At 58.4% G+C, this 12,878-nt stretch carries 10 protein-coding genes; all 10 read left to right on the top strand.

Going from position 1 to position 12,878, the window contains the following annotated elements:
* The first annotated feature begins 29 nt into the window (after positions 1 to 29).
* Positions 30 to 3,335, top strand: a complete 3,306-nt coding sequence (locus Q8W22_RS13465; RefSeq protein ID WP_305452661.1) for a tape measure protein — start codon at positions 30 to 32, stop codon at positions 3,333 to 3,335.
* On the top strand, positions 3,332 to 3,718 hold the full coding sequence (locus Q8W22_RS13460; RefSeq protein WP_305452660.1) for a hypothetical protein: 387 nt from the start codon (positions 3,332 to 3,334) through the stop codon (positions 3,716 to 3,718). The genes Q8W22_RS13465 and Q8W22_RS13460 overlap by 4 nt, the downstream gene beginning before the upstream one ends.
* Positions 3,718 to 7,251, top strand: coding sequence for a hypothetical protein (locus Q8W22_RS13455; RefSeq protein ID WP_305452659.1), 3,534 nt, complete (start codon positions 3,718 to 3,720; stop codon positions 7,249 to 7,251). The genes Q8W22_RS13460 and Q8W22_RS13455 overlap by 1 nt, the downstream gene beginning before the upstream one ends.
* Positions 7,251 to 8,225, top strand: a complete 975-nt coding sequence (locus tag Q8W22_RS13450; RefSeq protein WP_305452658.1) for a hypothetical protein — start codon at positions 7,251 to 7,253, stop codon at positions 8,223 to 8,225. The genes Q8W22_RS13455 and Q8W22_RS13450 overlap by 1 nt, the downstream gene beginning before the upstream one ends.
* On the top strand, positions 8,222 to 8,956 hold the full coding sequence (locus Q8W22_RS13445) for a hypothetical protein (protein WP_305452657.1): 735 nt from the start codon (positions 8,222 to 8,224) through the stop codon (positions 8,954 to 8,956). Before Q8W22_RS13450 ends, Q8W22_RS13445 begins: the two co-directional genes overlap by 4 nt.
* Positions 8,953 to 10,719, top strand: a complete 1,767-nt coding sequence (locus Q8W22_RS13440) for a hypothetical protein (RefSeq protein WP_305452656.1) — start codon at positions 8,953 to 8,955, stop codon at positions 10,717 to 10,719. Before Q8W22_RS13445 ends, Q8W22_RS13440 begins: the two co-directional genes overlap by 4 nt.
* On the top strand, positions 10,716 to 10,943 hold the full coding sequence (locus Q8W22_RS13435) for a hypothetical protein (RefSeq protein ID WP_305452655.1): 228 nt from the start codon (positions 10,716 to 10,718) through the stop codon (positions 10,941 to 10,943). The genes Q8W22_RS13440 and Q8W22_RS13435 overlap by 4 nt, the downstream gene beginning before the upstream one ends.
* 60 nt (positions 10,944 to 11,003) lie before the next feature.
* Positions 11,004 to 11,201: a hypothetical protein gene (locus Q8W22_RS13430; protein WP_305452654.1), complete on the top strand. Its 198-nt coding sequence runs from the start codon at positions 11,004 to 11,006 to the stop codon at positions 11,199 to 11,201.
* 357 nt (positions 11,202 to 11,558) lie between these two features.
* A complete protein-coding gene (locus Q8W22_RS13425; protein ID WP_305413134.1) occupies positions 11,559 to 12,113 on the top strand; it encodes a PspA/IM30 family protein in 555 nt (184 codons plus the stop codon).
* 39 nt (positions 12,114 to 12,152) lie between these two features.
* The gene (locus tag Q8W22_RS13420; protein ID WP_305452653.1) at positions 12,153 to 12,839 is read left to right on the top strand and encodes a DUF3524 domain-containing protein; all 687 of its coding nucleotides are present in this window, start codon (positions 12,153 to 12,155) and stop codon (positions 12,837 to 12,839) included.
* Positions 12,840 to 12,878: the final 39 nt, after the last annotated feature.

The raw sequence follows: 12,878 nt of genomic DNA, 5'->3' as shown, positions 1-12,878 counted from the left end.
CGGTTCCCGCCCCTCTGAAGAGACCTCTCATGGCTAACCCGATCGTATCCCTGCTGCTGCAAGTAAAAAACCTGATATCCCCAGGCGCAGACGAAGCGGGCGAAAGCCTCAGCGAGCTGGAGAAAAAAACCCGGGAGCTAGAATCAGAGCTGGCAAAATTTGAAGGCGCACAAGCGGCCATCAAAATGCTCGACGGCGCCAAAGATGCCGCAAAAGAAGCAGAGGGCGCGTTCGACATTGCCGCCAGTGAAGTTATTCGACTAAAAGCCGCCTTCAAGGCCGACAAAACCCCCGAACTGGCCCTCGCGCTGGAAAAAGCCAAAATCGCCGCCGCTGCCGCGAAAAAAGAGTGGGCTGCCAGCCGAACAACCGTATCCCGGCTGTCTGAAACCATCGACCGGGCAGGGATAGACACCGACAACCTCACCGACTCAGAAGCAGAACTAGCCAGACAGTCAGACGACCTACGTCGCGAACTGGATCGCGCCAACGACGAGCTGGACCAAAACGCAGACAGCGCCAGACGAGCGGGGAGTGAGACCGACGACCTCGCCGATCAAGTTGCCCAGGCCCGCAACGCCTTTCTCGGATTCCTGGGTCTCGACCTGGGCGTCGACATGCTGCGCGACCTTAGCTACCTGGCCGACGGCTACTCAAACCTCACCAGCCGCATCAAACTCGCGGTCGGAGAAGGTGACGCCTTCCACCAGGGGCTAAGCGACGTCCGCACCACCGCCAACAACACCGGCACCGCGCTGGAATCCGTCGCGGGCTTATATACAAAACTCTACCGCGCCACCCGAGACCTGGGCACCAGCCAGGAAGACGTGGCCCGGCTGACCGATACCATCAGCAAATCCTTCATCGTATCCGGGGCCTCAGCGCAAGAAGCCGACGCATCCATCACCCAGCTGTCACAAGCCTTGGCCGCCGGCGTGCTGCGCGGCGATGAATTTAATAGCGTCATGGAACAGTCACCCAGGCTGTCACAGGCACTATCCGCCAGCCTCGGCGTCACCACCGGCGAACTGAGGGCCATGGCAGAACAGGGCCAACTGACCACCGACACCGTCGTCAAAGCACTGAAAGAACAAGCCGCCGCTATCGACGACGAATTTAGCCAGATGCCCGCCACCGTCGGTGCTTCGGTCGAAAAATTGAAAAATGAGTGGCAAATATTCATCGGCGAACTGAACGAAACCAGCGGTGCCAGCGAACTGGCCGTCGATGCCATCAACGGCGTCGCCGATAGTCTGGGTACCATCGGAGACGTGGCCAGCACTGCCGGCACCGCCGTCGCCGCTGCCATGCTCCTGAAAGTCGTCCCGGCCATGGCCGCCGCCACGACGGCGACAGGTCTCACAACGCTCGCCATGACCGCCCTGGGCAAAGCCATCCCCATCGCCGTCGTGGCCATGGCCATCACCCAAGCGATCGACCTCACCAGCGCCTATAAAAAACTCAAAACCGCCACCACTGATCTGGCCGATGTAAACCAACAGCTGGCCGAATCCCAACAGGCGCTGTCTGATCGATACGCCGAAATCAGCCAGCAAACCGGCGTGCAAGTTAAAAACATGCGCGACCTCGAAGCTGCCCTGGCCGCGGGCACCATCAGAATTGATGAGCAAACCGCCAGCTACGTCAGCGCGGCCGAAGCGGCCCGGCTATTCCAGCAACGTCAGAGCGAGGTCACGGCCGCCGCACAAGACGCCGCTCAAAAAATGGCCTACACACAGGCCGACCTGAGCAAGGCCTATCAAGCCGTCAACGAGCAGCTGCAAACAGCCATCGATGACAACAGCCAGCTCGCCAGCGTCATGTCGGGCGCGGTAGTCACCGCTCTGAAACAGGGGGAAACCGGCATTGCCGCCCTGGCGATCGCGCTACAAAATGCGGAACAGCAAGGAACGCTAACAACCGATCAAATCAATGACGGCCTATCTGCCGCCCTAAAAGAACTGGCAGCCACCGATCGGAGCCAATTTGGCGACCTGATCAAAACCGCGATGGAAAAAATAGAGGCCGGGGCAGAATCGGCGGGCGTCTCGGTTGAGCAGCTGCAAACCTTATTAGGCTCACTGCAAACCGCCGATCTGGAAAGTGCCTTCGAAACCCTGGGCATAACCAGTCAGGCATCGCTACAAAAAACCGCCGATGCAGCCAAAGCCGCGTTTGAAACCATCCGCGCATCCGGCACCGCCAGCGTCTCCGACATCGATGCCGCGTTTATGGTCTATGCCGAAAAAGCCATCACTGCCAACGACGGCATTGTCGATTCAGAGCTGGAAATCCAAGCCGCACGACTGGGAATGACCGACCTGCTCGACGACCTGACCAGCAAACAAACCAAAGCGGGCAATGCCGGTAAAACCTCGGGCAAGCACATCGCCGATGGGGCCAAATCCGCTAAAACCGCCACCGCCGAACTGGCCGACGAAGCCGCCGGCAGCGCCCGCGACGTACAAGGCCTGACCAACGACCTGGGCGCGTGGTTCCGCGGAGTGCGTTCAGAGATGCAAGCGCTCAGCGCCGAAGCGGGCGTCATGTTCGACAACAAAATGGGCATCAACAGCGGCCCGATTCTGACAGAAATGGAAGCCATCGAAGCCTCCATGGAAAGCGCTCGCGAGCAAATGGGCCGCATCGCACTAGACAGCCTCCAAGTATTCGATCCCACCGGCCTCAATAGCTGGAAAAACTCAGTCATCACCGCAAAAAACGAAACGATACTCGCCTACGGCCAACAAAAGTTGAAATTCCAGGACTACATGACCGCGCTGGAAGACGGCGAAAACGTCAATCAGCGGCTTATCAACAGCGCTCGCACCGCCAGCAACAACATGAGCCTGCTGGGCTCTCAAAATCTATCAACACTCCGCGCCGCGCTGGCCAGTGCACAATCCCAGCTGGATCAAATGAGCGACTCCGCAACCAGCACCCTCACATCACTGCGCGAACAGCTCTACAGCCTGCAAGGCGACACCGAGGCCTATCAAGAATCCCAATACCTCACCCAAAAAGCCGAACTGCAAGCCGCGCTGGAAGAAGCCCAGGCCGCCAACAACACCGACGCCATTGCCGCTTATAAAGACTCGCTCAAAACGCTGGAAAAAATCCGTGCTGAGCAAAAATCCCAGACCGCCGCCGACACCGCCACCACTGCCAGCAGTACAACCAGCAGCAGCGCCGATACCACCACCGCCAGTACCAGCGCCTCCATAGAGACCGTCACCATAGAGTTGGGCAGTCGATCCGTAGAGGTGCTGGCCAGCGATAAAGACGATTTGCTCGAAATGATTGAAGACGCCTACGAGAGAGGGGCCAGTCTATGATGCTCGACACCATCAGCCTGCCAGAGAATCTGTACTGGTCGGGCGAAACCACGTTTAAACCCTGGGCCAGCTCGCAAGAGCGCGCCGTCTCCGGAGCACTGATCATCGATGTGCAGGCCCTCAGCTACGGCCAGCCCATCGTATTGACCGGAGCCTGGATTCATCGGGCAGACCTGGCCGTGCTGCAAGCGCTGGAATCCAGCCCCCTGACAAAACGCACCCTGACACTGAATGACAGCACCGTCCACACCGTCCTGATCGATCTGGCCAGCGGCGGAATCAGCGCCACACCGTTGGCCCCAGAAACCACCCCGACCGCCAGCACCCTGTACGAGCTAACCATCCACTTGATCACCGTAGAACCTGATCCGGAGTCCGAATAATGGCCATCACCGATGCCGATTTAAAACTGATGCGTGCCGAACGCAATACCGACAACGCCGACGGCGGTGGCATGATGACCGGCACGCCGCTGTCCGACGGCGATATCAACAACCTCTGGGATGATATCGACAGCACCGAACTCGCCCGCGGCGGGGTGTCGATCCGCCGATTTTTCCCCAAAGTCGAAACCGCCAACACCGACAAACTGCTCGGCAGCCGCGTCGCCATCATCGAAGATGCCGCCGCCGATAACGTCAGCACGCTGCTGTATAAAACCGGAGACCACTACGCCGAACGGGCGCAAATCCAAGCCGAGATTGAACGTTACGTCGTGATCGGCATCCAGTCCCCCCTGCGGCCAGTCGGCACCCAGCGCGAGGGTCAAAACGCCCTGGTGCTCTACGCCGACCGGGCCGACCAAGCGCCGGAAGTTGGTGCCGTGATTGTGCTGGAGGATATCGACACCGAAGACCAGCAATTTGTCAAAATCACCGATGTCGACGCAGCGTCAACGGTGTACACCTACGTATCCGATGGCGAGTTTAACGACTACAGCGCCTGGCAGTTTGTCGTCAGCATCAGCCAGCCACTGGAGCGTGATTTTGAAGGGCTGGACCCATCGCCCACCGCCTCACATCCAACCCGAATCCTCACCACACAAGCCAGCGGCGCTGCAAAATACTACGGCATCACCCAACTGGCAGAAGATGCCACCACCGGCGATACCGCCGTTGTGGTGGACACCATCCAAGCCCCGCTGGTACCCGTCGTCTCCAGCGAAGTAGCGCTGATCGATCAAGTGCCAGGGGTCGCCACCCAAATCGTTCAAGCGGTCGGCAGCCAGCAGGCATTCAACCACGGCAACCTGTCCGGCTCCGTTGTCCGCACCCTCATGACGGGCTGGAAACCCGGCAGCCTGACACTCACCATCGGCGGCAGCACCTATCACGATGTGGGTACCGACCTGCAACTGATCAGCGGGACAGAGCGGCTGTCCTCCGCCTCCGTACTACCAGCCACCGGCCAGATCACGCTCTCACTGAATACGACCAGTAGCGTCAGCGGTACCTACACCCCAGCCGTCGCCGTCGATTTAACGCCATACACCGCCGCGGTAGACATCAGCGTCGCCAATCGCCAGCTGACCTACACCGACCAGCTCTCACCCATCCCGGCCCGCGGCAGCCTGCGCATCGACTACCTGTACCTCGGGGGCTGGTATCAACTGTCCGATGACGGCTCAGGTGCTATCAGTGGTGACGCGGGCGAGACGGGCACTATCAACTACGATACCGGCAGCGTTGCGTTTGTACTCTCTGGGGAGCCTGACGACGGGTCAGCCATCATATTCACCTGGGGATCAGTGGCCGACCTGACCCTGATCACCGGCACCCCAACCACCAAACTCAAAGTCGATCTGCCCGGGCAGCGTGAGGTTGGCAGCACCGCAATCAGTTGGGATCGCAGCGGCAGCAGCTACAGTCTGACCGAACTGAGCAACGGCACCTGGACAGGCGCTGGCAGCGCTGAGATAACCAGCACCGAACTGACGTTCAGCCCATCAAGCCTGCCCGATGGGCCAGTGACGGTGGCATACACTCAAGTCGCCGGGGACGAGACAGCCAGCAACCAGGTTTTGCCGGAGCAAACCGGGGGCAGCCTGAGCCTGATGGCCGAACCGGGCGTCCTGCCGCAGACCGTGCATTTTCAGGCGGTTTTTACCATCCCGAGACTATACAACTACGAGGGCGCAGACCAAGAGCTCCGATCAGTCGTCACGCTGACATTTAACGGTCGGGCCGATGGCTATGTATACACCACCGCAGAGGGCGAAACCCGCCAGGTCGGATCGATCAATACCAGCACCGGGGTGATCACGATCGATATCAGCGGTCTCACGCGCATGGGCACCTACGACGTGAGAATTAATTCCTGGAACTGGACCAGCACGCCCCAGCTCTACAGCTACCGCTGCGAGAGTCAAACGTCCGTTCTGTACTACCGCATGACCGACACGACCCCCGGCCCGGTCAGCGTGGTTTATGCGCTCAATCAGATCACGGTGGACGTTAACCTCGGCCTGGCCCCGCTACTGATCGGCGCTCAGGTATTTACGGTTGATGGGGTGCAAGTTGTTGATCGCGGCGATGGTTACCTGTACCGCAATTGGTCAGCAACCACCGCGGCAGGTCTCCAGTGCGGCCAAATCAATCACGCCGACGGCAGCATCGAACTGGATTACAGCCAGCTTCAGCCCTCAATCAGCACCCTGGCTACCACCCTGCAATCCGGGGCATCTGGGCGCTCCAGTGGCCTCGTCTCAGAGCTGGTATTCCGCACCCCGGCATCTCCGCTGCGGGCCAGTGGCGTCCAGATACTGGCCCGCCGTGCCTCCGATACCGCCCTGATGCGAGCCGACAGCGATGGCCAGGGCGACATTGCCGGATCATTCGACGCCAGCGACCAACTGACAGAACTGACCTCAGAACTCACGGGCGCAGTAGAGGGCGTATTGCCCATCACTACCGACCCCGGCACCGCCACCGGCACGGTAGAGCTATCCAGCGGCATCATCCGGCTCTCATTCACCCAGCCCGTGTTGCTCAGTACCCTGACATACAACGCCGTGGCCTATACCACCATCCCTGTTGATCCCGATCTGCTCGGCCTCGATCCGGTCAAACTGCCCACAAGCGGCAAGGTGCCCATTTTTCAAGCCGGTTATCTTGCCCTCGTTCACAACACGCAAACCATCGAAATCAACACGCCCACCGCTGCACAAACCATTGACTGTGGCCGAACGGATCTGGCCCTGGTGCGCATACTCGATGCCGCCGGTACGGCACTGGCCACCGACCAATACAGCGTCAACAACGAGACCGGCATCGTCACACTGGCCGACCCGTTCAGCGCTGAAGACGCCGACAGCAACAGCCTCACACTGCCGCTGACCGTTAGCCACCGCGTGCAAGACCTCTGCGCCGTGGGCGTGGCCCGGGTGGATGGCCAGCTGCAGTTTTTAACCCAACTCACCCACGACTACGCCGCCGGCAGTCAGGTATCCGCGGTGGTCGAGTTGGGGGATCTGCAAGCACGGGTAGAGGGATTATTCTGCCAAAAAATCGACGTATCGGGCGTGTTCGACGACGACCTGGCCGGTGACACCTCCGTCGCTCAGTACGATGATCTCAACTACCCGCTACAAGTCGACAACACCAGTGCCGTACAGGAGCGCTGGAAAATCCTCTGGCGATCGGCCAGCACATTCGATGTCATCGGCGAACAACGCGGCATCGTACTGTCCGGCGTCGCCAAAGACTTGGACTGCGCCCCCATAAACCCATTCACCAACACCCCGTATTTTACCCTGTTGGCCGATGGCCACGGCACCGGATGGGTAACAGGCAACACCATCCGATTTAACACCGTCGCCGCGGCCGAACCGGTCGAGGCCATCCGCACCACATTACCCAGTCACCAACGCCTGACCAATCAATCCGTCTATATCGAGTTTATGGGAGACGCTGACTAATGGCCGCAGAACCAAGAATCTACCGCTGGGATGACGTCGGCGCACCGGTGGCCAGTAATGTACAAGACGCATTTTATGAAATCGCCAAAGCGGTGTTGGTCGACGGCTACGGCAGCATGCCCGCCGCTGGCTGGTCGGTGGTCTATGATGAGTGGTCAACCGATGGCATCATCACCTTCACCAATGCCACCCAATCCGGCGTGCTGGGGGCCGTTAGAGGTGATTCATCCTCAAATCCATGCGCCTTGTTTATTGCCGACGCCATGGTGGATGCAATAACCGCGGTCAATGCGCGGTCGGGCTATCATGCAGTGACGGATCTATTGTCGCTACCGAGCGCGGCAGATCGAACCGGCATCCTATATAGTGGTAAACAAAATTATTGGGCCGTGATCGCAAACGAAAACGTTGCAGTGTTTCTGTTCGCGAATAACTCTGCATATATAACCGCCAGCCCGACCAATGTTATCTGGCTTTATAACGATGTGTTCGTGTGTGGTGCTGCCAGATCGTTGCGGGGGTTAGGTTCTATTGGCGCGCCCAGTTCAGGCAATTTTTTTATGGCTGGCGGCTGGGTTGGAGGTTACTCAAATAATGGATTGCATGGGAGCCAAGGGGTGATTCTGGCTGATCAGTCAGGCTCGATCACCAGCGATGACCGATATGGATTCAATTGGCCATTTTCAGATTCTGGAGGAGCATTTGGCAATAATAATGTTGACTCGATCGTTGAGCTGGAATTAAGACCGGTAGAGATTTGGGCCGGTGCAACGACGTCGGTAGCTGATGCATATCAGCAGTGTCGGCTGCCAATGCTACTATCCAGTCCCGGCCTCAATTATCAAGTTACCGACCGGATTAGTACTCAGCCGCTGACCGAACTGGTCAGCGTCAGCGGTAAAAATTGTTATCTTGCAGTTCTTCCCGCTAATGAACGAATGCTGGTCAGTATGGCTCTGGAAGACTGGATATGATCGTCGTTTCAAACAGCTTGCCAACAGTCCAGCTGGCGGCCCCTCCGCTGATAGTATCCCTCGTGCATAATCTGCCTGCCGATGTGTCAGATTATTTTGTACTGCATTGGCTAAACAGGTCATTCGTTGAGCGGCAATTGGTCGTCCGGGGCAGTGAGTTACTGTTTTCTCTCGATGGTATCACCCAGGGTCGGGTCTATAAGCTGGTTGCCTACGGTGTTGACAACGGTCTGGTGGATGGTGTCTGGTGGCACGACAACTACGTCTACGACCCAGGTCAGGCGACCATCAGTTTCACCAGCGGTGGTAATCAAGGCGGCAGCGGTGAAACCAAGACCTTCACCGGTTCCGTCCGGATCGAATCCGTCGGTGTCGCTCGTCAGGTCGTGGCCGTGGCGCTGGATGCAGATCCGGTCTACCTGCTCGCCAGCACGACATCCGACCTCAGTGGCAGCTACACCCTGGAATGGCAGGGCTACAGTGGCCAGATGCTCGTGACCGCACTGGATGATTACGGTGTCGATTTTGAAACCGGCAAAACCCTGGGTGAAGGCGATCGGGTACACCCGCCAGCGCCTAACGGCTACGTGTACGTATCCGGCAATCTCGGCACGCTGGGCCCCGAACCGCTATGGCCAACACAAGAGGGTGCCAGCGTCACCAGTGGCAACGTCCAGCTCGTTGCCGTGCCGTTCTGGCGTCCTAAATCGGCCGGGCCATTTTCCGTATGAGCTATGTGCCCGCGCTTGTCAGCCAGATAATCTGCCGCTATACCAGCACCAGTACCGCGCAGCGCGTCGCCAACGGTGCCTCTGTAGCGGGTTATCTGCCACCTACTCGGCAGAATGGTGCTGATATTGCCGCTCATACCGCCAGCGGTCGGGGTGCCCTGATCCGTCAGCAGTATCAACAGCCTCCCTGGCACCACCTGGGCTATCGTACCGGAGTCAACAGCGCCGAATCGCGCCAGCAATTGCACGCGCTCGGATGGGGCGTGCCAGAGTTCGTGCAGCTGGGGAGTGACATAGCCATTGCCTCTGCCAGCCTGGTGCTGACTGGCGACCACACGCTGATCGCACATACCCAAATCCGCTACGTTTACCATCATCTCAGCACCCCGATATTGACTGTCGACCCCTATACCGTCCGACCCGACGCCGATGCCCTGCGGGACAGCGAGCTGTTCACTAGCCTGAGCACCGTCATCGAGTTTGACGACAGCCTGCACATACCCAACTCCGTCATCAACTGGGGTGGTGCCGACCTCACCAAACGCGCGCCAATGCCGGTATTCAGCGGAGTAGCCCTGAGCCATCACCAGCCGCCAGAGCACCGACGGCCAATCGGTGCACCGTGGGACACAATCAGCGAGTATGCCAGCGCCACCGAAACCCCATACTGGCTCGGCGTACTCACACCGGGCCCCGCGCCAGACGCCACCGCAGCAGAGACACACATCATCATGAACACAGTCCAATGCTACACACTGCCAGACCAAACCCCGCTGGCACTGGCTGATATCAGCATCGACGCCGATCTCGATACCGTCTGCTGGAAGCTCAGTTGCCAAGCGCTGAACACTGCCAGCGCCGCATTACTCACGCCCGATGCGACCGGTCGCAAAGAGCTGGCGATCATCATCAACGGCCATCGGTGGGAATTTTTCATCGCCAAAACGGCCCAGTCCAAAACCGTCAGCGACCAGCTCAACAAACGGTTTACCGTTACCGGCTACAGCCGTAGCCAATACCTCGCCGAACCCTATGCCCCGGCGCGCACCAAAAGTATTGGCACCACCACCGCCGTGCAGGCCGCTACCGCCGAACTGACCGGCACCGGCTTCACCCTCGACTGGAACGTCACCGATCTGCCTGACTGGACGCTACCAAACGCCGCGTTCAGTTACCAAAGCCTCGCGCCGATGGCCGTGATTAAACGCCTCGCCAGCGCCGCCGGTGGCATCGTCCAAACCGACCCAGCCACCGACAGTATTATTGTCCGCCCCCGATTCAGCGCCATGCCCTGGTATCTCTACGCCATCGCCGCCGACGCGACGATCCACGAGAGCCAGGTCACCAGCGAACAACACGCCGACGCCCCCGGCATACTCTATAACGCCGTATTCGTCAGCGGAGAAACCGACGGCGTCAGTACCACCATCACTCGCCAGGGCACCAATGGCGACAGCCCGGCTGCCGACGTCACTGACAGCTGGATCGCCGCCATCGAATGCAACACCAGCCGCGGAACCGCAGAACTCGCCATCAGCGGTGACCGCGTCACCCACACCCTCGAACTGCCCGTCCCAGAAATCGACGAACCGGGCGTCCTGCTGCCCGGCATGAACGTCGCCGTACAACACACCGACAGCAGCCGGGACTACCGTAGCTACGTCACCGCCGTCAACATCAGCGTACCGGGGCGACTCAATGCCAAGGTTCGCCAAACCGTCACGCTCGATCAACCCACCGGGTGGGAGGACTACACCGCATGAGCAACCCATGGACACGACTCAGCAAACTCATCGCCCCCGGTGCCAAAACCATCGTCACCGTCACCACCGTACACACCGACGGCACCAGCACCGTCACCCTGCGCAGCGGCGATACCTTACGAGTACAAGGGGATACCGTCGCTGCCAGCAGCAAGGCAATTATTCAGGCTGGGCGGATAATCGGAAAAGCGCCAGATCTATCGCACTACGAGATCGAGGTTTAAAAAATATTGACTGAATCACTGTATAAAAATACAGTCACATGGAGTGATAGGGAGATATTCATGAAACCAGAAAAAAAACGACCGACTGAATCACAAAAAATCAGTCAGGATGCTGGCCAGTCGTCTACATCATATCCGGCAGAGATTGAATGCCATCGCTGGATCGTTTCGGTTGTTGACGGGAGGGTACAGGCGCAGCCCCTCGATCCCGACGCTATCATCATCAGAAACCAAGATCTTCCCTGCTGGCTGCAGTAACGTCCGAGTTTATATTAAGCGGCCTTAGGGCAGCCAAGGCTTACAAAGCCTACTTTGCCGCTGCGGCCAGCCGTCCCTGAGCCGGTAGACGGGGTGACGGAAGGAGTTGTGTCGGAGTGGTCTGTCATGCGTCGTCTCTGTAAGCCGAAGGAAAAAGTAAGCCTGCGACACCGTTCGGGTAGAACAAGTATCGCGACGGGCTCTGATTCAAAAAAGTGCGTCAGTTTACCTGACTGCAGCGCTCTCGTCATGGCAGTCTGCAACCGCGCTGAGGCTCTGCTATTGTCCGCGGCGGCGGTTGTCAGAAATATGGTCAAGGGTGTGCAGGCGATGTGTTACGCAAAGAGGGAACAGGAAATGAGTGTAGTGGTGGATGCAGGACGCGGGGCCGGGCGAGGTGTGGTGGGCGGACTGTTGCTGTGGGTATCGCTGGTGCAGCCGTTATGGGCTGGCGAGTATTATATTTGCACGGACGCGGCGGGTAAAAAGCTGTTTTCGCAAATGCCTTGCCCGGATCATTACCCATCGGAACAAGCACAATCGTATGAAGTACCGGCGAATACCGGGGCGCTGTTGTCACCGGATGCTGCCAGTGCCGGGGATCGTCAGATCAGTGATGATAATCCGGGGCTTAAAAACCTGACTGCCAATAATCGGCGTCTGGTATTGCAGCGTCAGCTGGCCCAGGCTCAAAAAAGGTTGTCGCAGCTGTCACAGCAGCAAACGCAGGCGTTGGCGGCATTGCAGCAAACCCGCGATGGCATTGCTGGTACCAATGCTGTTAATCGTCGCCAGCAACTGGATGATCAGATTAACGCACAAAAAGAGCAATATGAGTCGCAACGACAGGCGTTAACCCAGCGTATTGAGGCGTATCAATCAGAGTTGAATCAATTGTCGAGCGAGCGTTGAGCGAATGTTGCACCAGACACAGTGGCCAGGTGAGTGAGTATGTCTGCAACCCCGAAAATACTGTTGTTGTCGGCGTATCGTTCGGACAGTCATGGTTACTGGGCCGACTGGTTACAGGAGGAGCTGGATGCCGACTGGCGGGTACTGGAACTGCCCGGACGCTATTTTCGCTGGCGTATCCGCGGCAATCCCTTGTCGTGGCTGGATGAACTGGCTCAGTTACTGACAGCGTGGCAACCCGATCGGATTTTAGCCACCAGCATGGTGGACCTGGCGACGCTCAAGGGGTTGTTTCCAGCGTTGGCCGGTGTGCCCTGCAGCTATTATTTCCATGAGAACCAGTTTGCGTACCCGGTGGCGAGTGGGCAGCACAGCTCCATTGATCCCTTGATGGTGCAGCTGTATGGCGCGTTGGCGGCGGATGAACTGCTGTTTAACTCCCGTTTTAATCAGCAGAGTTTTCTTGATGGTGTGGATGCGCTGTTGCAGCGTCTGCCGGATCATTTACCCGAAAATATTGCTATTCGGTTGGAGAAAAAATGCCGGTGGTTGCCAGTGCCTGTGGTGGTTCCGGAGCCAACTGAGAGTGCTCAAAACAATGTTATACCGTTATCTTATGCGGCGGAAGTAGGTGCCAATGCCGATGTCACGGCAGTCCCGCGGAGTACGCCATTGCTGCTTTGGAATCTGTTCTGGTCAACAAAACCGGACACATTAATTGGCTAATTTCTCATGCTCCGCCGGTGACAAGTCACCGTTCGAGGA

The sequence above is a fragment of the Oceanobacter sp. 1_MG-2023 genome, from assembly GCF_030689025.1.
GTDB lineage: Bacteria > Pseudomonadota > Gammaproteobacteria > Pseudomonadales > Oceanobacteraceae > Oceanobacter.
This window is presented reverse-complemented; position numbering and strand designations above follow the sequence as displayed.

Excerpts from the sequence above, each read along its gene's own strand:
- Q8W22_RS13465 (WP_305452661.1), top strand. The coding sequence starts at position 30 with ATGGCTAACCCGATCGTATCCCTGCTGCTGCAAGTAAAAAACCTGATA.
- Q8W22_RS13460 (WP_305452660.1), top strand. The coding sequence starts at position 3,332 with ATGATGCTCGACACCATCAGCCTGCCAGAGAATCTGTACTGGTCGGGC.
- Q8W22_RS13455 (WP_305452659.1), top strand. The coding sequence starts at position 3,718 with ATGGCCATCACCGATGCCGATTTAAAACTGATGCGTGCCGAACGCAAT.
- Q8W22_RS13450 (WP_305452658.1), top strand. The coding sequence starts at position 7,251 with ATGGCCGCAGAACCAAGAATCTACCGCTGGGATGACGTCGGCGCACCG.
- Q8W22_RS13445 (WP_305452657.1), top strand. The coding sequence starts at position 8,222 with ATGATCGTCGTTTCAAACAGCTTGCCAACAGTCCAGCTGGCGGCCCCT.
- Q8W22_RS13440 (WP_305452656.1), top strand. The coding sequence starts at position 8,953 with ATGAGCTATGTGCCCGCGCTTGTCAGCCAGATAATCTGCCGCTATACC.
- Q8W22_RS13435 (WP_305452655.1), top strand. The coding sequence starts at position 10,716 with ATGAGCAACCCATGGACACGACTCAGCAAACTCATCGCCCCCGGTGCC.
- Q8W22_RS13430 (WP_305452654.1), top strand. The coding sequence starts at position 11,004 with ATGAAACCAGAAAAAAAACGACCGACTGAATCACAAAAAATCAGTCAG.
- Q8W22_RS13425 (WP_305413134.1), top strand. The coding sequence starts at position 11,559 with ATGAGTGTAGTGGTGGATGCAGGACGCGGGGCCGGGCGAGGTGTGGTG.
- Q8W22_RS13420 (WP_305452653.1), top strand. The coding sequence starts at position 12,153 with ATGTCTGCAACCCCGAAAATACTGTTGTTGTCGGCGTATCGTTCGGAC.